Here is a 23,486-nt window from a genome sequence, read left to right as displayed (position 1 = left end):
CCGGTACGCAAGGGTTGTGCACGGCCCGCGTGGGGAGTTCGGTGCGCAACAGATGCTGCCGCGAGCCTTGCTTGTTGTAGAACCCGTTATTACCTTTCCCACAAATTCTGATGGGCCGTCAGACATGGAGTGGCCGATGCGTTGCCCCCACCTGCCCGACGGGTTCGACTTCACCGACCCCGACCTGCTCCAATCCCGCGTACCGCACCCGGAGTTCGCCGAGCTGCGACAGACCGCACCGGTCTGGTGGTGCGCCCAGCCGACCGGCATCTCCGGCTTCCAGGACGACGGCTATTGGGCGGTGACGCGGCACGCGGACGTCAAGTACGTCTCCACCCACCCGGAGTTGTTCTCCTCCCACACCAACACCGCGGTGATCCGCTTCAACGAGTCGATCAGCCGGGAGCAGATCGACGTCCAGAAGCTGATCATGCTGAACATGGACCCGCCCGAACACACCCGGGTCCGTCAGATCGTCCAGCGCGGCTTCACCCCGCGGGCGATCCGCTCCCTGGAGGGCGCGCTGCGCGACCGGGCCCGGGGCATCGTGGACGCGGCCTTGTCGGAGGCCGACAAGAACGACGGCGCCTTCGACTTCGTCACCCAGATCGCCGTCGAGCTCCCGCTCCAGGCGATCGCCGAGCTGATCGGCGTCCCCCAGGAGGACCGGACCAAGATCTTCGACTGGTCCAACAAGATGGCCGCGTACGACGATCCCGAGTACGCGATCACCGAGGAGATCGGCGCCGAGGCGGCGATGGAGCTGGTGTCGTACGCGATGAACCTGGCGGCGGCGCGCAAGGAGTGCCCGGCCAAGGACATCGTCTCGCAGCTGGTGGCGGCCGAGGGCGAGGGCAATCTGCTCTCCGACGAGTTCGGGTTCTTCGTGATCCTGCTCGCGGTGGCCGGCAACGAGACCACCCGCAACGCGATCAGCCATGGGATGCACGCCTTCCTGACCCATCCCGACCAGTGGGAACTCTACAAACGCGAGCGCCCGGTCACCGCGGCCGAGGAGATCGTGCGCTGGGCGACCCCGGTCGTCGCCTTCCAGCGCACGGCGACCCAGGACACCGAGCTCGGCGGCCAGAAGATCAAGGCGGGCGACCGGGTCGGCATCTTCTACTCCTCGGCCAACAACGACCCGGAGGTCTTCGAGGAGCCGGACCGTTTCGACATCACCCGCGACCCCAACCCCCACCTCGGCTTCGGCGGCGGCGGTCCGCACTTCTGTCTGGGCAAGTCCCTGGCCGTGCTCGAAATCAACCTGATCTTCAACGCGATCGCGGACGTCCTGCCCGATCTGCGCCTGGCGGGCGACCCCCGCCGTCTGCGGTCTGCCTGGCTGAACGGGATCAAGGGCCTCCGGGTGATTCACGGCTGACCCTTTTCACGACCGGGAGGCAGGGGCCGTCCCCCTACGCCCCGCCCCTGTCTCCTCCCGGAGCCCCCTCCGCTCGGGAGCGCGCCCGATGCCGGTCGGCCGCTGCCCCTTGTCCGCTTACCCGTCCTGCTGAAACAGTTGCGTCAGTACTCCTTCGCAACGGAATCGGCAGGGAAATGGACGTACAGCAACCGGATCAGCACGCCCGACCTGAGCCGGCCGCGCCGGTCGGGCTGGCCGTCACCGAGCGGACCCGGCACCGGCGGCTTCGCGAGCAGGGCAGCACCCGGGTCGAGGACCTCGACGCGATCCTCAAGGCCGGCTTCGTGTGCCATCTCGGGGTCGTCGTGGACGGCACACCGATGGTGGTGCCGACGGTGTACGGGGTGGACTTCGCGACCCGGACGCTGTTCCTGCACGGCTCGGTCGCCTCCCGCAGCATCGTGGCCGCGCCCCGGGCGACGGTCTGCGTCACCGTCACCCACATCGACGGGCTCGTGCTGGCCCGGTCGGTCTTCGAGCACGGCGTCAACTACCGCAGCGCGATGGTGTACGCCGTGCCCCGGCTGATCACCGAGGGGGACGAGCTGCTGCACGGGCTCCGCGTCCTGACCGAGCACTGCGCCCCAGGACAGTGGGACTACGCCCGGCGCCCCAACTCCAGGGAACTGGCGGCCACTTCACTCCTGGCCCTCTCCTTGGAGGAGGCGTCCGTGAAGACCGCGTCGGGCCCGCCCGAGGACGGGCAGGGGCCCGACGGGGAGCTGGGGCTGTGGGCCGGGGTGGTGCCGTTGCACAGCCACTTCGGACCGCCCGAGCCCGATCCCGCCCTCGCCGCCGGCATCGCGATGCCGGGTCACGTCGCGCTGCTCGGAACGGGACGCGACACGAGGCCGTAGCGGAACCGAAGGCGCCGCCACGCCGTCGTACCTCCCGTCGGTCGATCACACGGGGGTACGCGGACATGCGGGACGGCACGGGACGACTGCGGCGCACAGGGGACGGCCGGCGGCCGTGGCGACGGGTGCTGCTGGTGGCGCTGGCGCTGGTGGCCTTGCAGTTGGGCTCCCTCGTGGCACCGGCGTACGCCTGCGGGTGCGGGGCGATGGTGCCGCAGAGCGGACGGCAGCTCAGCGTGCGCCAGGAGACGTCGGCGGTGCGCTGGGACGGCCACCACGAGCAGATCGTGATGCGCCTGACCGTCGACGGGAACGCGCCGCAAGCCGCGTGGATCATGCCGGTGCCGAGCCGGGCGACGGTGAAGCTCGGCGACCGGCAACTCTTCGATGAGCTGGAGCGGCTCTCCGCGCCGGTGCACCGCACCCGCACCTACTTCTGGCCCCGCAGCGGCGACTGGCCGCTCGCCCGGGACCGCAGCGTCGGCGACGGCGCGCCCCGGCCGGCCGCCAAGCCGCCCGTGGAGGTGGTCGGCAGGGAGCGGCTCGGCCCCTTCGACGTGGCCCGGCTGACCGCCTCCGACCCGACGGCGCTGCGCGACTGGCTGAGCCGCAACGGCTTCCAGCTCCCGCCCGCCCTCTCCACCGAGCTGCGCCCCTACGTCGACCAGAAGTGGGAGTACGTCGCGATCCGTCTGGCGCCCGACCGTCCGGGCCGGGCCCTCGGCGGCCCGCTGGACCCGCTGAGCCTGAGCTTCGCCAGCGACCGGCTCATCTATCCGATGCGCCTGTCGCGCCTGGCGAAGACGCCGCAGACCCTGGACCTGTACGTGCTGGCCGACCACCGGATGGAGACGGCCTCCACGATCGGGGGTGACCGGCCCGAGACCCTGTTCGCGGGCGATGTCGAGCACCCTTCGGGCCCTCTGGCCGAGCTGACGGGAGGCACCGGACCGGTCTATCTGACCGCCCTGACGCAGTTCTTCACCCGGCCCTCGCGCATCACGGGCGACCACGAACTGACCCGGGCCGCCGATGACACGGGCTTCCAACGGACCTGGTACACCGATGAGTTGATGACGGTGGGCGGGGCTCCGCTGTGGCTGGTGACGGTGGGCGGCGCGCTGGCGGTCCTGCTCGCGGGGGCTCTCGGAACAGTCCTGGCCGTGCGCGGCCGACGCAGGCGACGGGGGGACGCCCAACTCCCGGAGCCCGTCTCGCACAGCCGCCCGGCCTAGCCCTCCGCCGCACGCTCGGGGCACGCCGCCTCACACCGTCTTGACCCGGCCATGGAGCACACTGCTCTTTCATGGACGATCCGAAGGCCTCCGCCCCGGCGGCCTTCTGACGAGAGGTGTCGCGTGCCCAGCGTCGTAAAGATCAACGTACTGACCGTGCCGGACGAGCAGCGGGAGGTTCTGGAGAAGCGGTTCGCCTCGCGGGCGGGTTCGGTGGAGGGCTCGGACGGGTTCGAGTGGTTCGAGCTGCTGCGGCCCGTGGAGGGCACCGACCAGTACCTCGTCTACACGCGTTGGCGCAGCGAGGAGGACTTCCAGAACTGGATGGCGACCTCCATGCGCGGCTCCCACGGCGGCGCTCAGGGCGAGGGCGGCGAGCGGCCCAAGCCCGCCGCTTCGGGGTCCACGCTGTGGTCCTTCGAAGTCGTGCAGCAGGCCGCGCCCACGGAGTGAGCCCCGGCCGGTTCCGTCGTGAGCCCCGGCCGGTTCCGTCGTGAGCCGAGCCGCAGCCGTGGCGCGGCGGGGCCGGATTTAATTCGGTGGTCAGGGCCCCCGCCGCCGGGATAGTCAGTGATCCATGAGCTGGATCATGGCTGTTGAGCGGCCCGACACCCCCGACGCGAGCCTGTTGAGGCGCGACTACTACGACGAGGTGGCGAGCCGCTGGTACGGCCGGGCCGCCACCGATGAGGAGATCGAGCAAGGCCTCACCGACGACGGCGCGGACCGCCTCTGGCCGCCGACGGGGGACTTCGTGGTCGGCCGCTTCCAGGGGCGGCCCGCGGCGTGCGGGGGCGTACTGCTGTGTGCGAAGGCCCCCGTCATCGACGGCACGGCTCCGGCGACGGCCGAGCTCACCCGTGTGTTCGTCCGCCCCTTCGCGCGGGGGACCGGGGGCGGCGGGGCGCTCCTGTCGGCCCTGGAGGACGCGGCGCGTCGCCTGGGCGCCCGGCGGATCGCGCTGGACACCCGGCACGATCTGGTCGAGGCGCGCGGCCTGTACGCCAAGCACGGCTATCGCGAGATCGACCCGTACAACCAGGGGCCCTACAGCGAGCGCTGGTTCGCGAAGGAGCTGTGACAGCGGGGCTCAGGCCCTGCCGCCGTGGTGGGGCGCGGGGCCCGTCGGCTGCTCGCCGTCCGAGCCGGACAGTTCCGAGGACAGCTCGGCGATCAGTTTCACCAGGTCCCGGGGCCGGTTCGGGCCCCACCAGTCGCCGAGCAGTTCGGCGAGCGACTCCTCACGCGCCGCCACGAGCCGCACCGCGACCTCGCGGCCCGGCTCGGTCAGCACCAGGGGCAGGCCCTCGCGCCGGGCGAGCCCGCGCTCCTCGACCTGGCGGGCGGCCTCGGTGATGACCTGGATCGGTACGGGGCTGCGTTCGGCGAGCATGGCGGGTTCGGCGGAGCCGTACTTGTTGATGCGCAGCAGCAGCCAACTCGCCGCCGGGAGCAGGTCCAGGTCCGCCTTCTTGGTGATCGTCCGGTAGATCTCCCGGCGTCCCTCGCGGGTGCCGAGCACCGACAGGGCCCGCGCGCACTCGTCGTACGAGGAACGCTCGACGGGGTTGGACGCGAGGGTCTGGCTGGTGTCGGGCGCGGTGACCGCCCCGCGCAGCTTGTCCTCCCGCAGGAACCACGCCGTCACGAAGGCGAGGAGTACGACCGGGGCCGCGTACAGGAAGACGTCGGTGATGGACGAGGCGTAGGCGTGCAGCACCGACGGCCTTGCTGCGGGCGGGAGTTGGGCGATGGTGTGCGGGTCGGCGGCGATGGTGGCGGGGCCGGTGCCGGGTGGCAGCGGCTGTCCGGCCAGGGCGTCGGAGAGCTTGCCGGTGAGCCGGTTGGTGAAGATCGTGCCGAAGATGGCCACGCCGAACGAGGCTCCGATGGAGCGGAAGAAGGTGGCGCCGGAGGTCGCGACGCCCAGGTCCGCGTAGTCGACGGCGTTCTGCACGACCAGCACCAGGACCTGCATGACCAGGCCCAGGCCGGCGCCGAAGACGAAGAAGTAGAGGCTCATCTCCCATGTGGAGCTCGTCTCGGTGAGCCGGTGCAGGAGCAGCAGGCCGATCGTGGTGAGGGCCGTGCCCGCGATGGGGAAGACCTTCCAGCGTCCGGTGCGGGAGACGATCTGGCCGGACGCCGTCGAGGTCAGCAGCATGCCGAGGACCATCGGCAGCATGTGCACCCCGGACATGGTGGGTGAGATGCCCCGCACGATCTGGAGGAACGTCGGCAGGTACGTCATCGCGCCGAACATCGCGAAGCCCACGATGAAGCTGATGACCGCGACGAGGGTGAAGGTGCGCACCCGGAACAGCTTCAGCGGCAGGACCGGCTCGGCCGCCCTGCGCTCCACGGCGACGAAGACCACGAGCAGCAGCACACCGAGCACCGCGAGCCCGATGATCCGCGCCGAGGCCCAGGGCCAGGTCGTGCCGCCGAGCGAGGCGACCAGGACCAGACAGGTCGCGACGGAGGCGATGAGGAAGGTGCCCAGGTAGTCGATGGTGTGCCGGGTGCCGCGCGCCGGAATGTGCAGCACGGCGGCGATGACGAGGAGCGCGATCACCCCGATGGGCAGGTTGATGTAGAACACCCAGCGCCAGCTGAGCTGTTCGGTGAAGAACCCGCCGAGCAGCGGGCCGAGCACGCTGGTCGCGCCGAAGACCGCGCCGAACAGGCCCTGGTACTTGCCGCGTTCGCGGGGCGAGACGATGTCGCCGACGATCGCCATGGACAGCACCATCAGGCCGCCGCCGCCCAGGCCCTGGAGCGCGCGGAAGCCGATGAGCTCGCCCATGTTCTGCGCGATGCCGCACAGCCCCGAGCCGATGAGGAAGATGAGAATCGCCAGCTGGAACAGCTTCTTGCGGCCGTACTGGTCGCCGAGCTTGCCCCACAGCGGGGTCGCGGCGGTCGCGGCGAGCATGTACGCGGTGACGACCCACGACAGGTGTTCCATCCCGCCCAGGTCGCTGACGATGGTCGGCAGCGCGGTCGACACGATGGTCTGGTCGAGCGCGGCGATCAGCATGCCGAGGAGCAGCGCGCCGATGGCGACCAGTACGTTCCGCCGTTCGTGCCCCGCGCCGGGGGCGACGGCGGCGGGGGCGGTTCGCTGAGCCATGGCCACGTCCCATCGGTGTGTGTGCGGCGACTCGTCGTAGGTGCTGCGACTCGTCCCCCCATCTTGATCGGAATGTACGGAAATGGCCTGCCGGGCTCGGCCAGGCGCCCCGGGGCCGCCCGGGCGGCCCCGGCACAGCGGCTCGGGCCGCCCGGCATAATCGCTCGCAGCCCATGGGGAGGGAACCCGACGATGACCGGACACGGCTGTCCTGAATGTGGTGCGGAACGCGGGGTGGACGGCAGACCCGGCTGTGTCTGCGCCGAGCGCGCCGCCCAGACGCTGCACGCCGAACGCTCGGCACAGGCCGCCGCGACGGAGGAGTTCGACCCGCTGCGGATCCGCCCGTATGTGATGCTGCCGAACGCCTCGGCGGCGCCGGACGAGGGCCCCTCGGGCGTCGTGGGCGTCCCCGACGCCGAGCGGACGATGCGGCTGGGCGCGGTGGTTGCGGCGGCGCGGCCCGATCCCGTGCGGGCTCCGCGTCCCACCGTGCCGGACGGCGCGGGGGCGCCCCGCAGGCGTCGCCGTCTCGTCGCGCTGACCGCGGGCGCGGCCGCCGCGGTCGTCATCGCCACGGCGGCCTTCGCCAGCACCCTGTTCGCCGACGACGCCACGCCGAAGCGGGCGCTGCCGGACGCGGCGGACACCGGCCTGCCCTACAGCGGCGGCGACACGGCGCCCGCCGGGACCCCGTCGGCCTCCGCGAGCCCTTCGAAGAAGGCCACCCCGAGCCGTTCCCCCTCCGCGCGGCCCTCGCCGACGCCCTCCGCCTCCGCGTCCAGGGCCGCCTCGCCGACCCCGTCGAAACACACCCCGACGCCCTCGCCCTCCGCGCCAGGACCCTCCGCCTCCACCGGTGGCAAGCCGGTGGCGCCCCCGCCGAGCACGACGCTGCGGCGCGGCGACAGCGGACCGGGCGTTCTCGAACTCCAGGAGCGGCTGGCCCAGTTGGGGCTCTACAGCGGCCATGCGGACGGCACCTTCGGCTCGCGCACCGAGCGCGCGGTGCGTGACTTCCAGTCGTACACGGGGGTGAGCGGCGACCCGGCCGGGGTCTACGGCCCGCCGACCCGTCAGGCCCTGGAGTCGATGACCGATCAGCCCTAGGGCCTGTCCGGCGGATCTCGTCCGGGACGCGGGCTCACACCGCAGGGAGGAGCGCGCCCTCGCGGCCCGGCCTGGCGACGGCCTCGCGGCCCTGGGGAGGGGGCGGGTGGCGCAACACCCCCCGCGTTTTGTATCGTGGAGAAACAAAGTGATCCCTGCCTGTTTCCTCCCTGACCGGCGGGCGGGGGTCACCTTTGTGTTTCCGTGCCCCCCCACTCCCGTGACCTGGAGTTCGCCGATGCCGGCCAGCGCTACGACGACCACCGTTCTGACCGCCCGCGCCCTCCTCCTGGACATGGACGGGACGATCGTGAACTCGGACGCCGTCGTGGAGCGCTGCTGGCGCGGCTGGGCGGAGCGCCACGGCCTCGACCCGGAGGCCGCCCTCAAGGTCGTGCACGGCCGCCAGGGGTACGCGACGATGGCCCTGCTGCTCCCGGACCGGCCGATGGAGCAGAACCACGCCGACAACAAGGTGATGCTCGCCGAGGAGACCGCCGACACCGACGGCGTCGTCCCGGTCCCCGGGGCGCCCGCCTTCATGGCCTCCCTCGCCGGCCTGCCGCACGCGCTGGTCACCTCCGCCGACGCGGCGCTCGCCCGGGCCCGTATGACGGCCGCGGGTCTGCCGATGCCCGACGTGCGGGTCACCGCCGAATGCGTCGGCGCGAGCAAGCCGGACCCGGAGGGCTTCCTCAAGGGCGCGGCCGAGCTGGGCTTCGACCCGGCGCAGTGCGTCGTCTTCGAGGACTCCGAGGCCGGCATCGCGGCGGGCCGGGCGGCCGGGATGCGGGTCGTGGGCGTGGGCCCGCGCGCCAACGCCCACGAGCCCACCGCGTACGTCCCCGACCTCACGCACGTCACCGTCACCGCCGAGGCGGACGGCACCCTGCGCCTGGAGATCGCCGGCTGACCTCTCCGCGAGGCCCGCCCCGGCCACGCTGCCCCCTTCGCGAGGCCCCGCCCGGCCACGCCGATCCCTTCCGCGAGGCCCGCCCGGGCCACCACGGACCAACGGCCCCCGTCCTACCACGGGGGCCGTTTCCGTAGGCGCACGCTCGCGTGCACGACGGCGGTGCGGACGGCCCGCGCTCGCCGCCGTGCGGGCGGCCTCAGCCCGTGATCGCCTCGAAGAGGCTGAAGCCGGCCAGGGCCAGCATCAGGCAGGCCGCGACCTTGGTGATCAGGCGCAGAGGCACCCGCTTCATCAGCGCGCGGCCTCCCACGATGCCGAGGCCCGCGACCGCCCACAGGGCGAGCACCGCGCCGATGCCGACGGAGAGCGGGTTGTCGTAACGGGCGGCGAGATTGGCGGTCATGATCTGGGTCAGATCGCCGAACTCGGCGACCAGGATCAGCATGAAGCCCGCCCCCGACACCTTCCAGAACGACTGGTCGGAGGGGGCCTTGACCTCCTCGTCGTCCTCGTCCTTCTTGAAGAGCAGCATCGCCGCGCCCGCCAGGAAGAGGACGCCGACGATCGCCTGGAGCAGCCGGTGCGGCAGCAGGGTGAGCACGCTGCCCGCCGCGATGGCGAGGACGACGTGCACGGCGAAGGCGGCCGCGACGCCGACGAAGACGTAGGAGGCCTTGTAGCGGGTGCCGAGCATCAGTCCCGCGAGCGCGGTCTTGTCGGGGAGTTCGGCGAGGAAGATCACACCGAAGGTGATCGCCATGATCGTGAAGCTGAGCACGGAAGGGGTTCCTCAATCGGTTCGGGCGCGTCCGCTCCGAGAGCGGTTCCACCGGATCCGGGGTCGCTTCGGCTCGGCAGCGCCATGAAGGGTCAGGTCACTGCGGCCGAAGGTCTCGCTGGCGGGGCCCTCGCGGGCACTCGCCTCCGGGCGCCGGCCAAGAACCCCTGGGGGACTCGGCAGTATGTCGACGTTCCGGCGAAGAGCTACTCCCCTTCTGCGTCATCCAGGGTACGGCACGCCGCGCGCGCCCCATCAGGGACCGAGCTCCCGGACGTCGCGGTGCACCCTGCCGCGCGCGACCAGCTCCAGCACCACCGAGACCGCGACGGCCTGTACGGCCATGAGCGCGACCAGGACGAAGAGCTGGACCGCGCCCGCCTGCACGGGTGAGGCGCCGCCCAGCAACATGCCGACGAACGCGCCCGGCAGGGTGACCAGGCCCACCGTCCTGGTCTGGTCGAGACCGGGAAGCAGCGCGTCGGACGCGGCCGGCCGGGCGATCTCCAGGCGTGCGTCGCGGTCGAGCAGGCCGAGCGCCATCGCGGCCTCCACCTCGCCGCGCCGCGCGGTCAGCTCGTCCAGGGCGCGGCGCCCGCCGAGCACGGTCGCGGTGAGCGCGCCGCCGATGAGGATGCCGGTGACCGGGATCAGCGCGATGCCCTTGACCGGGACGAGCCCGGTGAGCAGCAGCGCCACCACCACGGGCAGGACGCCGGCCGCGATGGGGGCGGCCGCCCACCACCAGGTGCGGTTGGCGGTCAGGCGGCGGCCCGCGGTGCGTACGGCGACGGCGTACATCAGGGCGAGGAACCCGAGCAGCAGCGGTACCGAGCCGACCACCCAGTGGATCACCAGGGCGACCACGGCGAGCTGAACCGCCGCCCGCACCCCGGCGACCAGGATCTCGCGATGCCGCCCCAGCCGCGCGGCCGCGGCGACGCCGGCGGCCGCGAGGAGCAGGACGGCGAGGACGACCCCGAGCGTGACGTTCACGGGCAGCAGCACGGGCCCACGGTACGGCGCGGGAAGTGTCGCGCCGGTACGTCATTCCCTGACGGGGCCGGGTGTCGTCCGGGCCCGCCCCAGGACGATGACCACCCGCGGCCGCTTCCCGCGCAGTTCCCCGCGCCCCAAAACCCGTTTTCGTCTGCACGCCGTGCGTGGCTGGTCGCGCAGTTCCCCGCGCCCCTTAACTACTCGGTGCCGGGGGGCACCTACAGCCCGTCCGGCGATTGAGGACGAGCGCCCTTAAGGCGCGAAACGGGGTTTGGGGCGGAGCCCCAAGGCGTTTCGGGTGCGGGCCGCGGTCGCTTCCCGCGCAGTTCCCCGCGCCCCTGAAAACCCGTTTTCGTCCGCACGCCGTGCGTGGCTGGGCGCGCAGTTCCCCGCGCCCCTTAACCACTCGGTGCGGGGGCACCTACAGCCCGTCCGGCGATTGAGGACGAGCGCCGTTCAGGCGCGACCGGGGTTTGGGGCGGAGCCCCAAGGCGTTTCGGCGGGCCGGGGCGACGGGGTGTCAGTTGCCTTGGGGAGCGATCTCGTTCGGGGCCTTGATCTGTCGTGCCCATGTCGCCACCCTGTTACCTGGCGCCCATCCCCAGGCAACCCGGCGCCGCCACGCTGACCGAGCCGCCCGTCCTGTGGCCGGTCAAGTTCCCCCCACGTCAAGGGAGTTCGGATGTCAGCCGCCATAGAATCGCGCACGCCCCGCGTCTACGCGCGTCGCTCGGCCGTCCTCGCCGCCGCCGCCGCGCTCGTCGCGGGTGCCGCGCTCGTCACCGCGCCGGCCGCCGAGGCCTCCCCGCCGACCCCGGTGAGCGCCGCCACCGCCCGCACCTACCTGGGCGAGTTGACCGTGCGGGCGGAGGGTTCGCTCACCGGTTACAGCCGCGACAAGTTCCCGCACTGGATCACCCAGTCAGGCACCTGCAACACCCGCGAGGTCGTCCTCAAGCGCGACGGCACCAACGTCTCGACCGACTCCAGTTGCGCCGCCACCAGCGGCAGTTGGTACTCCGCGTACGACGGCGCCACCTGGTCCGCCGCCGCCGACGTGGACATCGACCACATCGTGCCGCTCGCCGAGGCCTGGCGCTCCGGCGCCAACACCTGGACCACGCCCCAGCGCCAGGGCTTCGCCAACGACCTGACCCGCCCCCAGTTGATCGCGGTCACCGACAACGTCAACCAGGCCAAGGGCGACAAGGACCCGGCCAAGTGGCTGCCGTCCCTGACCTCCTACCGCTGCACCTACGCCCGGATGTGGGTGGACGTGAAGCACTACTACAGCCTCACGGTGGACTCCGCCGAGAAGTCGGCGCTCCAGGGCATCCTCAACGGCTGCTGACAACCGTCGGCCCGGCCAACTGCCTTGCAGCACACAGGTGTTGAAACCTGTCGCACCCCTCCGTCGTTCCGTACCGTACGAACGGACCGGCGACGGAGGGGGCACCACATGGCCGGGCTTCGACTGGGGCCGCTGCTGCGACACCTGGACCCGCAGGGGTCCGCCACGGTGTGGGTGGAGGCCGACCGGCCCTGCACCGCCCGGGTGCGCTGCGCCGACGGCACCACGGGCCTGGCCCCCACGTTCCAGATCGCCGGGCACCACTACGCGCTGGTCCCGCTGGCCGGCCTGACGCCGGGCACCGCCACCGCGTACGAGGTGCTGCTCGACGAACGACCGGTCTGGCCGCCGCCGCACTCCCGCTTCCCGCCGAGCACGATCCACGTCCCGGCGCCCGACGCCGCGCTCCGGGTCACCTTCGGATCCTGCCGCCGCGCCCCCGACGCCACCGCGACGGACGCCCTGGACGCCCTCGCGGCGGGCCTCGCGGCCGACGCCGGGGCCGAGCGGCCCGACATCCTGCTGCTCCTGGGAGACCAGGTGTACGCGGACAGCGTCTCGGCCGGCACCCGCCGCTGGCTGGCCGCGCGCCGGGACCTGCGCGAGGCCCCGGGCGCCGAGGTGGCGGAGTACGAGGAGTACACCCGGCTCTACTACGAGTCCTGGCTCGACCCCGAGGTGCGCTGGCTGCTCTCGACCGTGCCGAGCTGCCACCTCTTCGACGACCACGACGTGATCGACGACTGGAACACCAGCGCCGCCTGGCTCGCCGAGATGCGTGCCACGCCCTGGTGGCAGGAGCGGCTGGTCAGCGGCCTGATGTCGTACTGGGTCCATCAGCACCTCGGCAACCTCTCCCCCGCCGAGCTGGCCGCCGATCCGCTGTACGCGGCGGTGCGGGGCACACCGGACGGCACGGAGGCGCTGCGCTCCTTCGCGGCCCGGGCCGGTGCCGATCCGGCGGCGGCGCGCTGGAGCTACCGGCGCGACATCGGCCGCACCCGGATCCTGATGGTGGACAGCAGGGCCGCCCGCGTCCTGGACGAGCGGCGGCGGGCGATGCTCGACGAGGGCGAGGAGCGGTGGCTGCGGGCCCAGTTGCCCGGTCCCGGAGCGTGCGACCATCTCCTGATCGGGACCTCCCTCCCGTGGCTGCTCCCTCCGTTCATCCATGACGCGGAGGTCTGGAACGCGGCCCTGTGCGCGGGTTCCCGGGGCGCGCGCTGGGCGCGGGTGGGCGAACGGCTGCGCCGGCGGGCCGACTTGGAGCACTGGGCCGCCTTCCCCGGCTCGTTCGCGTTCCTCACCGAACTGATCACCCGCGCGGGCTCCCGTCCCGGGGCGCCGGCCACCGTCAGCGTCCTGTCGGGTGATGTACACCACGCCTATGTGGCGGAGCCCTTCTGGCCAATTTCGGGGCCCCAACCCACCGCATGTGTACGTCAGTTGACGTGCTCGCCGATCCACAACTCGGTACCGGCCCCCGTACGGGCCGGATTCCGCCTCGGCTGGAGCCGGATGGGGCGCGCTCTCGGCCACGCGCTGGCGCGGCACGGAGGGGTGGTACGGCCGCTGTTCGAGTGGCGCAGGGCGGGCGGACCCTGGTTCGGCAACCAGCTCATGACCCTTACGCTGCAAGGCCGTTCGGCCCGGCTGCGGCTCGATCAGGCACGCCGGTCGCGCCGTCCGCGCGGTGGTCCAGTCCGCCTCACGACCGTCATGGACCGGCCGATCACCCCCGAAGCCACACCTGGCTCAATTCACCGAGCCGAAACAAGACATTAAGAATGTTGAACTTGCAAGCACTACTGAGGCCTGCCTAACCTGTGCACCCCATCGGTCACGTCCCCCACCGAAGGAGCCCCCCATGGCCTCCCCCACGCTCGACGCCGAGCGCGCGCGCCCCTACGCGCTCGCCCTGTTCCGCATAGTCATCGGCCTGCTCTTCGCCTGCCACGGCGCGGCCTCCCTGTTCGGCGTCTTCGGCGGCGCCATGGGCGGCGGCTCGATCCCGGCGGGCACCTGGCCCGGCTGGTACGCCGCCGTGATCCAGCTCGTCGGTGGCGTCCTGGTGCTGACCGGCCTCCTCACCCGCCCCGCCGCCCTGATCTCCTCCGGCTCGATGGCGTACGCCTACTTCAGCGTCCACCAGTCGAACGCGCTGCTGCCGTTGCAGAACGGCGGCGAGGCCTCCGCCCTGTACTGCTGGGCGTTCCTGCTGCTGGTCTTCACCGGTCCCGGCGCGCTCGCGCTCGACCAGCTCCTCGGCGCCCGGCGCACCGCCCGGCCGGCCGCCGACGCCCAGCGCGAAAGCGTCGCCGCCTGAGCCGACGGCCCCGCACCCGGCACCCACCAGCCCGTACCGCGAGGCTCGTACCGCCAACGCCCGTTCCGCTGCCCGGAGTTCAGTCCCCGAACTCCGGGCAGCGGCATGTCATGACGCGGGCCACGCCGACCCGACCGCGCGCTCGACCGTCTCCCCAGCGGGACACCACCCGCCCCTGGCAGAAACGTCCCGAGGCCCGGGCGTACGCTGTACGGCTGTACCGCCGCCCCCTGCCGCTTCCCCGCGACACCGCGGTATTCACCGTCCGGGGAACCGACAAGCCGCAGAGGAGCGCACGTGTTGGAGAGTGTGGGGGCGTTGACGTCCAGCCCCTGGATCTACGCCGTCGTCACCCTCTCCGTCCTTCTCGACGTCTTCCTTCCCGTGCTGCCCAGCGGGGTGCTCGTGATCACGGCGGCGACCGCGGCCGCGGGGTCGGCTACGGTGGCCGGCGCCGGAGCGGTCCCGGCCACCGGCCACGCCGACCTCTTCGCCCTCGCCGCCTGCGCCGCCACCGCCTCCGTCCTGGGCGACCTGATCGCCTACCGTCTCGCCCGACGCGGCGGCGCCCGCCTGGAACGCGCGATCGGCCGCTCCCGCCGGCTGACCCGGGCGCAGGAACGACTGGGCCTCGCGCTCAGCCGGGGCGGCGGCGGCCTCGTCGTCATCGCGCGCTTCGCGCCCGCCGGGCGCTCCGTCGTCTCGCTCGGCGCGGGCGCGGCGCAGCGCAAGATCCGGGAGTTCCTGCCCTGGTCGGCGTTGGCGGGCGTGGCGTGGGCGACGTACAGCGTGGGGCTCGGCTACTTCGGCGGCCAGTGGCTGGGCGCGACCTGGCTGGGCACGGCGGTGTCCCTGCTCGCCCTGTTCGCGGCGGGCGCGCTGGCGGCGTACGTCGTCAAGCGCCCGATACCGGCGCCGGCCCCGGCTTCCTGACCGAGGCCGCCGGTGTCTCCCGCCCCGCGCCCCCGAGCGGGCCGGTCACGCGGGCTTCCGCGCGCCCGCGCCGCGCACCTCCAGGTGGGCGAGGAGGGCGCGGGTGGCGTCGGCTATCTCGTCCACCGCGCGCTCGAAGACCTCCCTGTTGTGTTCGGCGGGCGCCCGGAAGCCGGACACCTTGCGCACGTATTGCAGGGCGGCGGCCCTGATGTCGTCCTCGGTGGCCTCCTCCGGCATGGCCGGCGGCCTCAGCGTCTTGATGCTTCTGCACATGCCCTCAGTGTGACCGACACCACTGACAACGGGCCCGGAACGCCTTGTCCGCCCGCCCCTGCCGGGGCCTACACCCCCCGCTGAGGCCCAGGACGCTGCCGCCGTGCCGCGCGACGATCCACCGTCCGTGTCCCAAAACCGCGAGGCTCCGCCGCGCCCGCCGATTAGAGTCGGGGGCATGGCCCAAGCAGCGAACGGCACCACCACCGGCACAGGTACCGGCCCCGTGCGCGTCGACAGCTGGATCTGGTCGGTCCGGCTCACCAAGACGCGCTCCCAGGCGGGCACGGCCTGTCGGGCCGGCCACGTCCAGGTCAACGGCGAGCGCGTGAAGGCCGCCCACCAGGTGAGGGTCGGCGACGAGGTGCGGCTGCGCATGGACGGGCGGGAGCGGATCGTCAAGGTCGTCCAGCTGCTGCGCAAGCGGGTCGGCGCACCGGTCGCCGTCGAGGCGTACATCGACAACAGCCCGCCGCCGCCCGCCCGCGCGGACGTCCTCGCCGCCGGCGTACGCGACCGCGGCCTCGGCCGGCCCACCAAGCGGGACCGGCGCGAGATGGAGCGTCTGCGCGGCCTCGCGGAGAGCCGCCGCACCGCGGGCTGAGGGCCCCGAACGGGGTGGGGACCAGGCTCGCGGTGACGTCCAGCGGATTCGCCCCGCAGTAACTCGGAGGCCAACTCCCCCTGGGGCGGAGTAGCTTGGAGGCTTGAAATCGGCGGCCAGGGGAAGCCGCCGGTCCGTCCCTCAAGGACCCACCATGATCCTCTGGATGATCCTTCTCGCCCTGATCCTGTACGGATTCGGCCTCAGCCTCGGCAGTGTCCTCCTCTGGGTGGCCGTCGCGGCCCTCCTGATCACCTTCCTGCGTCCCTCCCGCGGCGGCTCGGCGTCGGGCTCGGGCGGCCCGGCCGGAGCCGGCCGGGCGGACTCCGACTACCGCTCCTACCGGGCCCGCCGGGACCGGATGGAGCGCTGGGAGCGGCGCTACCGGCGCGAGCGCCAGGGCCTGTTCTCCCGCCACCGCAACTGACGCGCCCTGTACGGCAGTTGCCGTGCGGGCCCGCACCGCCCGGCCCCGTACCGCCGCCGGACCCCGCTCTACAGCCAGCCGTTGCGACGGAAGCCGCGGTGGATGACGAAGCAGGCGACCGCCATGAGCCCGAGCGCCATGAAGTAGCCGTAACGCCAGTGCAGTTCGGGCATGTTCTCGAAGTTCATGCCGTAGATCCCGCAGACCATGGTCGGCACGGCGACGATGGCCGCCCACGCCGTGATCTTCCGCATGTCCTCGTTCTGGGCCACCGTGACCTGGGCGAGGTGGGCCTGGAGAATGGAGTCGAGCAACCCGTCGAAGGCCGCTATCTGTTCGGTGGTGCGGAGCAGGTGGTCGGTGACGTCCCGGAAGTACGGCCTGACCTCCGGGTCGATGCCGGGCACCTCCTCGCCGGCGAGCCTTTGCAGGGGCCGGGCCAGCGGCGCCACCGCCCGCTTCAGTTCGAGGAGTTCACGCTTGAGCTGGTAGATCCGTCCGGCGTCGCCCCGGCCCGCGTTCTCGGCGAAGACGGCGGTCTCGACCGCGTCCATGTCGCTCTGCATGGCCTCGATGACGGCGAGGTAGTCGTCCACGACGTGGTCGGCGACGGCGTGCAGCACCGCCGACGGCCCCTTGGCCAGCCGCTCGCGCTCACTCTCCAGCTCTTCCCGCAGCGGTCCGAGCGAGCCGTGGCAGCCGTGCCGCACGGTGATGACGAAGTCGGTTCCGGTGAACACCATCAGCTCCCCGGTGTCCACCACCTCGCTGGTCGCGGTGAGTTGCTCGTGCTCGACGTAACGGCACGTCTTGAAGACCGAGAACAAGGTGTCGTCGTACGGCACGACCTTGGGGCGCTGGTGCGCGGTGACGGCGTCCTGCACGGCCAGCCGATGCAGCCCGAACAGCTCCGCGAGCCCCGCGAACTCCTCCTGGGTCGGCTCCTGGAGCCCGATCCAGACGAAGGCCCCCTCGCCCAGCCGGCGCACCCGCCGCAGCGCCTCCTCGGCGGGGCAGTCCTCCTTCTGCCGTACGCCGTCGACGTACACGGCACAGTTGACGACGGCGCTCCCCAGGGGCGAGCGCACCGGATGGCTGAGGTCGACGGTCCGCCGGTAGGAGCGGCGCACCGCCCTCCGCAGGTTCCGCATCATCGCCACGACCAGCTTCCCTTCACCGAACGAGCGGCCAGTGTGTCACCGCCTCCTGTACGTCCTCGCACCTCCCGGAGAGACGAGGTGGACCCCGCTCGCGTTCCCTTCAGTGGGCTCGCTCACGCACGGCGGCGGCCACCGCCCGGAGATAGCGCCGGGTGGCGAGGTCCTGGAACAGGCGGGTGAGGGGCCCGCCGAGGCGGGCGTACCAGCGTGCGGGCCGGGAGAACGCGGCGACCTCGAACCAGACGAGCCCGTCCGCCTCGCGCCCCACGACGAACGACTCCTCGCCGCGCTCCGGGTGACCGGGCAGGGTGCCGTAGGCGAAACCGATGCGTTCGGCGGCGCGTACGGTCCACACCACGCGGCACGGGATGACCAGGCGGGGCCACGGCAGCCCGGGCGGTCGCAGCACGACCAGAGCGGTGGCGCCGGGCACGGCGGGCACACCGGGGTACACCCCGAACCCGGCGCCGCGCTGAACCCCCCAGCCCAGCACGTACGCGCCGGCCCGCTCGAAGGCGTCCTGCCCGCACCCGACGCGGATCCGCCGCCGGAACACCCGGTACCCGCCGGGCAGCGCACCCTCGCCGGTGGCGCCGACCTCCCGGTAACTGGGCGCGTCCCCGCACGCCCGGGCATACGCCCGCCGCAACGCCCTCTTCCCGCCCACCCCGCACCCCCTCCACTCGCCCGCCCGCCGCCACGGCCCACGGCTCACCGATCGTCCGCCCCGGCGTCCCGTCAACCCATCGGGGCCTCATCATGCACAGGGGTTACGTTCCAGCCAAACACGGGCGTAATCTCAGCCATCCGGCGGAGTCCTCCCCGCTCCTGACCCGCCGGACCCCGGCGCCGGGCGTGAACCCCGAGCACGCCACGCCGCCGGCCGAGAAGCCCCGTCCGCACCCGACGGGGCTTCCCGCTGCGGGCCGGCCGGCCGGGCCGTACGACACGGAGCAGCCCTAACCGGCGACCCCCGGCTTGACGGCCACGATCGAGTACGCCGCGTCGCGAGGCGTCCGGGGCGGCCCGTCGGCCGTGTAGTGGAGGTGCAGCACGGTGAAATAGGCCTGGCTCTGCTGCCCCGGCCTGGCGCGGACCGTGTCGAGGCGGACCGTCACGGGGAACGTGTGGAAGTGCCCGGCGGCGCAGTAGGGGAGGCAGTCGTTCACCACGTTCGAGCCCCGGGCCTCGGCGGAGGTCGCCCCCCACCGCGTCCAGTGCAGCGAGACGAGCCCGTTGTTCCCGTCACCGCAGGCGATCAGATAGCTGCCCGGCCGGACCTGGGCATCCCCGGAACAGTCGACCACCACGGTTGGGGACGCTCCCTGTCGGCCCTCGGGGGCGGCGGCCCCGGCCGGCAGGGGCGCCCCCTGTCGGCCCTCGGGGGCGGCGGCCCCGGCCGACCCGAGGGCGGCGACCGTGGCCGCGACCGCGCCGATGAGGACTGCTGACTTGACCTTCCGCCGACGCATGTCTGCTCCTCGGACACTTCGGCTCAGCTAAGAGCGGGTACGCCGCGCGGTGCCGTGCCGACGCACTTCCCATTGTCCGCCTCCCTCGCTACGCCGCGACCGCAGTACGCGGGGTGGTCGCGCGGCACGGGCCCCCACTGAACGCTGGGCCGCCGAAACGGTGCCGAGAGCGTTCGCGTCCAACCCGCGCTGTAGCCGCACGCACGAGCGCCCACTGCTAGGCCTACGGGTCCGGCAGATGGCGCTTCGTCGTGGCCGATTGCTCGCAAGCGGCAGCCCCGTCAGCCGCTTCGCAATCTGCCGCAATCATCGAGCGCTCGCCTCCCAGCTCCCGCATGCTGGACCTCCAACAAGCGCGGATGGAGGGCGAGATGACGCTCAGGTTCATCGGCACCACCAGCGACGACGGCGACTGCCCCACGCTGTACGAAGTCGAGGGGACCGGAGAGATCCTCGTCCAAGGCGAGCGAGTTACCGACCCCGAGCACCTGGCCCAACTGCGCGACGTGAAGGAGTCCGAAACCTTCGTCACTGTGCCACGGGACCTGCTGACCCGGTTCGCTCCCCGAGCCATGACGAATGCCTTGATCCCGTTCGCCGAAGTGGCCCACATGTTCGCTGACTTCAAGCACACAGCCTGGCGCCTGGAGACACGACGCGGCTACGCCTCCGACCGCAAGAGCCGGAAGTGGCAGCGCTGGCAGGCTGGCGAAGGCATCGCCGACGAGCCGTTCGACGCCTGGCGCAGCAATGTGCGCAAGCAGACGGAGCAGGGCAAACGCTTCGAGCGCGTCCGGCTCGTCGACGAGCCGGCCACCGAGGGGCAGGCGTACCTCCTGGCCTCCGGGCTCGGAAACGTCGCGGCCGGCGAGGACATCCGCAACATGACCCGGGCAGAAGCCGGTCGGCTCGGACTGCCCGACTGGGACTTCTGGCTCTTCGACTCCCGCGTTCTGGTCCGCTTCGTCTTCGACGACGAGGACAACACCCTCGGTGTGATCGTCAGCGAAGATCCCGCCGAAGTCCTGGCCGCCTGCCAGGCGCGGGACAGCGCATGGCACTGCGCGACCCGTACCGAGGAGTTTCAGAGGCAGGTACGTTCCCCCGTGTGAGCACGGACTTCCAGAACGCGAGGGTCGCCTTGGGTGCGCGGCTGCGTGAGCTGCGCATCGCGGCCGGCCTCGACGGGAAAGGCGTCGCGGAGCGGCTCGGCTGGCAGCGCTCCAAGGTATCCCGCCTGGAGCTTGGGAAGCAGACCCCTACTCCAGGTGATCTCGGCGCATGGGCGCAGGCCGTCGGGCGGCCGGAGCTGACGGCCGAGCTGACCGGACGCCTGTCGGGGGTGGAGACCAAGTACCGGTCCTGGCGTCGCCAACTCGTAACCGGGCACCGTGCCAGACAGGAGCTGGCGATCGCGGAAACGGCGGACACCAAGGTGATCCGCGGGCTGGAAGTCGCCCGCATCCCGGGGCTGTTCCAGACGCCGGACTACGCGCGGGCGACCTTCGCAGCGAACTCCGAGTTTCGGCAGGTCGTCAAGGACATCGACGACGCCGTGCGAACCAGGATGCGCCGCCAGCAGGCACTGTACGAACCGGGTAAGAGTTTCCGCTTCCTCGTATGGGAGGCCGCCTTGTACGTGCGCATGTGCTCGCGCGAGGTTCACGCGGCTCAACTGGATCGGCTCGTCAGCCTGATCGGTCTCGACACGATCGAGCTCGGCATCGTCCCTCTCGGCGCGCAACTGCGGCGCACCCCGGCCCACGGGTTCTGGATCTACGACAGGCGTCTCGTGATCGTTGAGACGATCGACACCGAGATGTGGCTCGACGACGAGGATTCGATCCGACTGTACGAGCGCGCATGGGACTGGCTGGCCGAGTCAGCCGTGTATGGGCCGCAAGCGCACCGCGCCATCGCCCGGGCCCGGGCATCTCTCGACACCATGTGAGCAATCCCCACGAACGCGCCTTCCCCCGTGCGCAATTGCGCGCAATCGCCGAGCGAAACCGCCTCCTGCCTCCTTACTTTGCTGGTCACGACGGCGCACGCGCCGCTTCACCAGCCGACCGCGGAGGCCCCCATGAGCACCCTGCCCCACCCCCTCACCACGTCCGAACGGGACGCGATCTCAGACTGGCTCGCAGGCAGTCTCAACCGGCCCCACCTGGCCAAGGAGCAGTGGAAGCAGGGCGGCATCGCCACGCTGGCGCTCGGCCGCCGCTTCTCGGCCGTTCGCCTCACCGAGACCCTGGTGTACGCGATCACCAAAAGCACGCTGCCCGTCCAGGTGACCCGGGTGCTGGCGGGCACCCTGCAAGGCCCCGTCCTCCACGCCCCCTCGACGCGCAGGTTCTACGCCCTCACTCCCCCCGCCGCACCAACCTGGGGGCACAGTCCGCACGCCGAGTACCTGGGCCGCGACCACTACCTCGGCGTGCCCCCCATCGAACTCCGCGATCCCGATGAGGGCGTCGACGGTTACTGGGCTGTCCCCCTCACCCGCCCCGGCGACCTGTGCGATCCCTCCCGGCTGGCCGCCTTGGTCGCAACCGGCTCCCTGGAGTTGCAGGGGGCCGAGTCGTGAAGCAGTGGGACTACGTCGTCGTCGTGCGCGAGGGCCGGACCGGGCTCATCACCCGGGACCTGGACAGCAGCGCGTACTTCCCCGGGGACGACATGAAGCGGGTGGCGTTCGTTCCCTCCACTCGGCCCGGTGAGCTCCCCGACGCCACGTTCAAGACCCGCGAACTGCGGCATGCGACAGCCGAGGAGGCCGCCGCCGTCAAGGCTCAGGGCCTCACTCGGGAATCACAGTCCTTACGAATTCCTGGGACACGCCCATCGCGTCGGCGATCAGGATGAGACTGTCGAGGCAGGGCGAACCAGGAGGCAGGCATGGAAAACCAGGAGTGGACGGACCCGCGATACGCCGAACTCGTCAAGCAGTGGCACCGCCAACAAAGTTCCGAGGACCGCCCGGTACGCGGCTTCCTCGTCCCGCGGACCGAAGCCTGACGTTCACCACCCCGGCCGGCCGACGAGCCCGCCGGGGCATCCTCCCCCCGTGGCGCTGGTGGACTCCGATCACGGAAAAGACCGCTAGTCATGATCGACTGGAGGGCGGCGCCAACAGGCTCGCACCTGCTGCATACCACCGGTGGGATGAACGGTTTCGAACCGCCAACATCTGCTTTGTAAGTTCTCCCCGTACCCCGCTCCAGCCGCGCGCCCGCCTCGACTGTGACCCTGCGGCGAACCGCCGAGACCGCTCCGGTCCGCCTTCGTTGATGTCACCCGTGGACGTCAGCCGAGCGGGTCGGCGCCCCGGCTCACCGCTTCTTGCGAAGCTTCTTCAGCTTCGCCTCGGCTTCCTTCTTCTTCCGCTGCTGGACCCCGTAAGCAGACAACGGCCCCTGGTGCTTGGAGCACCGCGAGGTCCCAATGACTGCCTTGTTCTGGCACCGCTGCCCGCTCTGCGTCGGCGCTCCACACTTCGACTGCGTCACGTGCCCCTCCTGCGTACGGATCGCTGTGGACGGAACACGCATCGTCCCAGGGAAGACCGTCGTCGGGTAGGCGCGCATGAGAGGCACCGGCGCACGGGCGAGGGGCACCTAGGACGGCTGGACAGCGAGCCGCATCATCCAGCACTAGGGCCTGTCCGGCGGATCTGGTCGCCGTCGGGGTGCCTTGGCCTTGTGGTGCTGGTGAGCGGGGGGCTGGTGCGTCCAGCTGCAAGGCGGAGGAGGGCGGCGACGCGGAGCGTCGGCAACCGACGACAACGCCGCAGATGGGCGTGGCAGCCCCCCGCGTCCCAGACAAGATCCGCCGGACAGGCCCTAGGGCTCGGGCCCACCCCGAGGGGGTCGCCGGACCACCCTCGCGCGGGATCTCACGGAACCGATCACCGGATTGAACGGCCACGTCCTGGATTCCCCGGGCCTACGTCTCGTACTGGTCCGAGCGGAACGGCAAGACGTTCGGCGCCACCCGGACCACCAGCGGCGACGCGAAGCCGAGCACCGTCGGTCGCGCCATCTGGGACGCGGTGAACCGATGACCGAGAGGCCGGACGCCTGCTCCCGCTGCACTCGGGAGCAGGCACAGCTGCGCTGCCGGATCTGCCACTGCCCGCTCTGCCCCGGCTGCTTCACCGACCACCACCACGAGGGCTACGGAACTCCTGCCTCAGAGGCGTGAGTTCGCATCCGAACCAGCCCGAGAAGGGGACAATCAGCCCATGACCACTACGCTCGTCTCGGCCGCCGCGCGCCCCGCCGCCACCCCGCAGGCCCGCCGGATCCCGCTCGCCGACCGGGCCGCAGCTCAGCACACCGGCCGCATCCCGGGCGCCCTCGACCGCATCACCACGGCCGCCGACAACGTGCCGAGCGCCTCGACGTTTCAGTCCGCCCTGTAGCTACCCACGCGCGAGTGCGCCCCCTGTCTGGCCTCCGGGCCGGCAGGGGGCGTCTTCGTC

26 protein-coding genes are annotated in these 23,486 nt (G+C 71.9%); 18 read left to right on the top strand and 8 right to left on the bottom strand.

Going from position 1 to position 23,486, the window contains the following annotated elements:
* The first annotated feature begins 136 nt into the window (after positions 1 to 136).
* The 5 genes from DWB77_RS26625 to DWB77_RS26605 all read left to right on the top strand — a co-directional run bounded on the left by DWB77_RS26625 (position 137) and on the right by DWB77_RS26605 (position 4,599).
* A complete protein-coding gene (locus DWB77_RS26625; protein WP_120723797.1) occupies positions 137 to 1,384 on the top strand; it encodes a cytochrome P450 in 1,248 nt (415 codons plus the stop codon).
* Between the two features lie 176 nt (positions 1,385 to 1,560).
* On the top strand, positions 1,561 to 2,283 hold the full coding sequence (locus DWB77_RS26620; protein WP_120723795.1) for a pyridoxamine 5'-phosphate oxidase family protein: 723 nt from the start codon (positions 1,561 to 1,563) through the stop codon (positions 2,281 to 2,283).
* 65 nt (positions 2,284 to 2,348) lie between these two features.
* Positions 2,349 to 3,518 carry a DUF2330 domain-containing protein gene (locus DWB77_RS26615; protein WP_120723793.1) on the top strand — a complete coding sequence of 390 codons (1,170 nt, stop codon included), beginning with the start codon at positions 2,349 to 2,351 and terminating at the stop codon, positions 3,516 to 3,518.
* Between the two features lie 123 nt (positions 3,519 to 3,641).
* Positions 3,642 to 3,971, top strand: coding sequence for an antibiotic biosynthesis monooxygenase family protein (locus tag DWB77_RS26610; protein WP_246033648.1), 330 nt, complete (start codon positions 3,642 to 3,644; stop codon positions 3,969 to 3,971).
* Between the two features lie 124 nt (positions 3,972 to 4,095).
* Positions 4,096 to 4,599: a GNAT family N-acetyltransferase gene (locus tag DWB77_RS26605; RefSeq protein ID WP_120723789.1), complete on the top strand. Its 504-nt coding sequence runs from the start codon at positions 4,096 to 4,098 to the stop codon at positions 4,597 to 4,599.
* A gap of 9 nt (positions 4,600 to 4,608) precedes the next feature.
* Here DWB77_RS26605 and DWB77_RS26600 read toward each other — a convergent pair whose 3' ends face one another.
* Positions 4,609 to 6,651, bottom strand: a complete 2,043-nt coding sequence (locus tag DWB77_RS26600) for an MDR family MFS transporter (RefSeq protein ID WP_120723787.1) — start codon at positions 6,649 to 6,651, stop codon at positions 4,609 to 4,611.
* Positions 6,652 to 6,885: 234 nt separating this feature from the next.
* On the opposite strand from DWB77_RS26600, the gene DWB77_RS26595 reads away from it, so the two are divergent.
* Positions 6,886 to 7,761: a peptidoglycan-binding protein gene (locus tag DWB77_RS26595; protein ID WP_246033647.1), complete on the top strand. Its 876-nt coding sequence runs from the start codon at positions 6,886 to 6,888 to the stop codon at positions 7,759 to 7,761.
* Positions 7,762 to 7,999: 238 nt separating this feature from the next.
* Positions 8,000 to 8,674: an HAD-IA family hydrolase gene (locus DWB77_RS26590; RefSeq protein ID WP_120723783.1), complete on the top strand. Its 675-nt coding sequence runs from the start codon at positions 8,000 to 8,002 to the stop codon at positions 8,672 to 8,674.
* A gap of 199 nt (positions 8,675 to 8,873) precedes the next feature.
* Here DWB77_RS26590 and DWB77_RS26585 read toward each other — a convergent pair whose 3' ends face one another.
* Both DWB77_RS26585 and DWB77_RS26580 read right to left on the bottom strand, forming a co-directional pair.
* Positions 8,874 to 9,455, bottom strand: a complete 582-nt coding sequence (locus tag DWB77_RS26585) for a TMEM165/GDT1 family protein (protein ID WP_120723781.1) — start codon at positions 9,453 to 9,455, stop codon at positions 8,874 to 8,876.
* Between the two features lie 255 nt (positions 9,456 to 9,710).
* Positions 9,711 to 10,463: an ABC transporter permease gene (locus tag DWB77_RS26580; RefSeq protein ID WP_120723779.1), complete on the bottom strand. Its 753-nt coding sequence runs from the start codon at positions 10,461 to 10,463 to the stop codon at positions 9,711 to 9,713.
* A 673-nt stretch (positions 10,464 to 11,136) separates the two neighbouring features.
* Here DWB77_RS26580 and DWB77_RS26575 point away from each other — a divergent pair.
* The 4 genes from DWB77_RS26575 to DWB77_RS26560 all read left to right on the top strand — a co-directional run bounded on the left by DWB77_RS26575 (position 11,137) and on the right by DWB77_RS26560 (position 15,064).
* On the top strand, positions 11,137 to 11,805 hold the full coding sequence (locus DWB77_RS26575) for an HNH endonuclease family protein (protein WP_120723777.1): 669 nt from the start codon (positions 11,137 to 11,139) through the stop codon (positions 11,803 to 11,805).
* A 108-nt stretch (positions 11,806 to 11,913) separates the two neighbouring features.
* Positions 11,914 to 13,590 carry an alkaline phosphatase D family protein gene (locus DWB77_RS26570; RefSeq protein ID WP_120723776.1) on the top strand — a complete coding sequence of 559 codons (1,677 nt, stop codon included), beginning with the start codon at positions 11,914 to 11,916 and terminating at the stop codon, positions 13,588 to 13,590.
* Between the two features lie 82 nt (positions 13,591 to 13,672).
* On the top strand, positions 13,673 to 14,131 hold the full coding sequence (locus DWB77_RS26565; protein WP_120723774.1) for a DoxX family protein: 459 nt from the start codon (positions 13,673 to 13,675) through the stop codon (positions 14,129 to 14,131).
* A gap of 297 nt (positions 14,132 to 14,428) precedes the next feature.
* On the top strand, positions 14,429 to 15,064 hold the full coding sequence (locus DWB77_RS26560; protein ID WP_120723772.1) for a DedA family protein: 636 nt from the start codon (positions 14,429 to 14,431) through the stop codon (positions 15,062 to 15,064).
* A 45-nt stretch (positions 15,065 to 15,109) separates the two neighbouring features.
* On the opposite strand, the gene DWB77_RS26555 is transcribed toward DWB77_RS26560, so the two are convergent.
* Positions 15,110 to 15,340, bottom strand: coding sequence for a DUF2277 domain-containing protein (locus DWB77_RS26555; protein ID WP_120723770.1), 231 nt, complete (start codon positions 15,338 to 15,340; stop codon positions 15,110 to 15,112).
* A gap of 163 nt (positions 15,341 to 15,503) precedes the next feature.
* Between DWB77_RS26555 and DWB77_RS26550 the strand changes: the two genes are divergently transcribed.
* Together DWB77_RS26550 and DWB77_RS26545 are read left to right on the top strand one after the other, a co-directional pair.
* Entirely contained in the window at positions 15,504 to 15,944 is a 441-nt protein-coding gene (locus DWB77_RS26550; protein WP_428985196.1) for an RNA-binding S4 domain-containing protein, read from the top strand.
* Between the two features lie 154 nt (positions 15,945 to 16,098).
* Positions 16,099 to 16,371, top strand: coding sequence for a hypothetical protein (locus tag DWB77_RS26545; protein WP_246033646.1), 273 nt, complete (start codon positions 16,099 to 16,101; stop codon positions 16,369 to 16,371).
* 68 nt (positions 16,372 to 16,439) lie between these two features.
* Here the strand turns inward: DWB77_RS26545 and corA are convergent, their stop codons facing one another.
* The 3 genes from corA to DWB77_RS26530 form a co-directional block, all read right to left on the bottom strand.
* Entirely contained in the window at positions 16,440 to 17,525 is a 1,086-nt protein-coding gene (gene corA, locus DWB77_RS26540; protein ID WP_120728285.1) for a magnesium/cobalt transporter CorA, read from the bottom strand.
* A 106-nt stretch (positions 17,526 to 17,631) separates the two neighbouring features.
* Complete coding sequence (locus DWB77_RS26535) at positions 17,632 to 18,198, bottom strand: DUF1990 family protein (RefSeq protein WP_246033645.1); 567 nt, start codon at positions 18,196 to 18,198, stop codon at positions 17,632 to 17,634.
* Between the two features lie 292 nt (positions 18,199 to 18,490).
* On the bottom strand, positions 18,491 to 19,003 hold the full coding sequence (locus DWB77_RS26530) for a hypothetical protein (RefSeq protein WP_120723764.1): 513 nt from the start codon (positions 19,001 to 19,003) through the stop codon (positions 18,491 to 18,493).
* 371 nt (positions 19,004 to 19,374) lie between these two features.
* Here DWB77_RS26530 and DWB77_RS26525 point away from each other — a divergent pair, with 371 nt between their 5' ends.
* From DWB77_RS26525 to DWB77_RS26510, 4 genes are all read left to right on the top strand, one after another.
* Entirely contained in the window at positions 19,375 to 20,115 is a 741-nt protein-coding gene (locus DWB77_RS26525) for a DUF6879 family protein (RefSeq protein WP_120728283.1), read from the top strand.
* Complete coding sequence (locus DWB77_RS26520; protein ID WP_120723763.1) at positions 20,112 to 20,954, top strand: helix-turn-helix domain-containing protein; 843 nt, start codon at positions 20,112 to 20,114, stop codon at positions 20,952 to 20,954. The genes DWB77_RS26525 and DWB77_RS26520 overlap by 4 nt, the downstream gene beginning before the upstream one ends.
* Before the next feature lie 132 nt (positions 20,955 to 21,086).
* A complete protein-coding gene (locus tag DWB77_RS26515) occupies positions 21,087 to 21,590 on the top strand; it encodes a hypothetical protein (RefSeq protein ID WP_120723761.1) in 504 nt (167 codons plus the stop codon).
* Positions 21,587 to 21,868, top strand: a complete 282-nt coding sequence (locus tag DWB77_RS26510) for a hypothetical protein (protein ID WP_120723759.1) — start codon at positions 21,587 to 21,589, stop codon at positions 21,866 to 21,868. Before DWB77_RS26515 ends, DWB77_RS26510 begins: the two co-directional genes overlap by 4 nt.
* A gap of 467 nt (positions 21,869 to 22,335) precedes the next feature.
* Here DWB77_RS26510 and DWB77_RS26505 read toward each other — a convergent pair whose 3' ends face one another.
* Positions 22,336 to 22,512 (bottom strand): hypothetical protein, encoded by a 177-nt coding sequence (locus DWB77_RS26505; protein ID WP_246033644.1) that lies wholly within the window; start codon positions 22,510 to 22,512, stop codon positions 22,336 to 22,338.
* Between the two features lie 734 nt (positions 22,513 to 23,246).
* Here DWB77_RS26505 and DWB77_RS26500 point away from each other — a divergent pair.
* A complete protein-coding gene (locus DWB77_RS26500) occupies positions 23,247 to 23,426 on the top strand; it encodes a hypothetical protein (protein WP_120723757.1) in 180 nt (59 codons plus the stop codon).
* The last annotated feature ends 60 nt before the right edge of the window (positions 23,427 to 23,486 follow it).

This window comes from Streptomyces hundungensis (assembly GCF_003627815.1).
GTDB lineage: Bacteria > Actinomycetota > Actinomycetes > Streptomycetales > Streptomycetaceae > Streptomyces > Streptomyces hundungensis_A.
This window is presented reverse-complemented; position numbering and strand designations above follow the sequence as displayed.

Excerpts from the sequence above, each read along its gene's own strand:
- DWB77_RS26625 (WP_120723797.1), top strand. The coding sequence starts at position 137 with ATGCGTTGCCCCCACCTGCCCGACGGGTTCGACTTCACCGACCCCGAC.
- DWB77_RS26620 (WP_120723795.1), top strand. The coding sequence starts at position 1,561 with ATGGACGTACAGCAACCGGATCAGCACGCCCGACCTGAGCCGGCCGCG.
- DWB77_RS26615 (WP_120723793.1), top strand. The coding sequence starts at position 2,349 with ATGCGGGACGGCACGGGACGACTGCGGCGCACAGGGGACGGCCGGCGG.
- DWB77_RS26605 (WP_120723789.1), top strand. The coding sequence starts at position 4,096 with ATGAGCTGGATCATGGCTGTTGAGCGGCCCGACACCCCCGACGCGAGC.
- DWB77_RS26600 (WP_120723787.1), bottom strand. The coding sequence starts at position 6,651 with ATGGCTCAGCGAACCGCCCCCGCCGCCGTCGCCCCCGGCGCGGGGCAC.
- DWB77_RS26590 (WP_120723783.1), top strand. The coding sequence starts at position 8,000 with ATGCCGGCCAGCGCTACGACGACCACCGTTCTGACCGCCCGCGCCCTC.
- DWB77_RS26575 (WP_120723777.1), top strand. The coding sequence starts at position 11,137 with ATGTCAGCCGCCATAGAATCGCGCACGCCCCGCGTCTACGCGCGTCGC.
- DWB77_RS26570 (WP_120723776.1), top strand. The coding sequence starts at position 11,914 with ATGGCCGGGCTTCGACTGGGGCCGCTGCTGCGACACCTGGACCCGCAG.
- DWB77_RS26565 (WP_120723774.1), top strand. The coding sequence starts at position 13,673 with ATGGCCTCCCCCACGCTCGACGCCGAGCGCGCGCGCCCCTACGCGCTC.
- DWB77_RS26555 (WP_120723770.1), bottom strand. The coding sequence starts at position 15,340 with ATGTGCAGAAGCATCAAGACGCTGAGGCCGCCGGCCATGCCGGAGGAG.
- DWB77_RS26545 (WP_246033646.1), top strand. The coding sequence starts at position 16,099 with ATGATCCTCTGGATGATCCTTCTCGCCCTGATCCTGTACGGATTCGGC.
- corA (WP_120728285.1), bottom strand. The coding sequence starts at position 17,525 with ATGATGCGGAACCTGCGGAGGGCGGTGCGCCGCTCCTACCGGCGGACC.
- DWB77_RS26530 (WP_120723764.1), bottom strand. The coding sequence starts at position 19,003 with ATGCGTCGGCGGAAGGTCAAGTCAGCAGTCCTCATCGGCGCGGTCGCG.
- DWB77_RS26525 (WP_120728283.1), top strand. The coding sequence starts at position 19,375 with ATGACGCTCAGGTTCATCGGCACCACCAGCGACGACGGCGACTGCCCC.
- DWB77_RS26515 (WP_120723761.1), top strand. The coding sequence starts at position 21,087 with ATGAGCACCCTGCCCCACCCCCTCACCACGTCCGAACGGGACGCGATC.
- DWB77_RS26500 (WP_120723757.1), top strand. The coding sequence starts at position 23,247 with ATGACCACTACGCTCGTCTCGGCCGCCGCGCGCCCCGCCGCCACCCCG.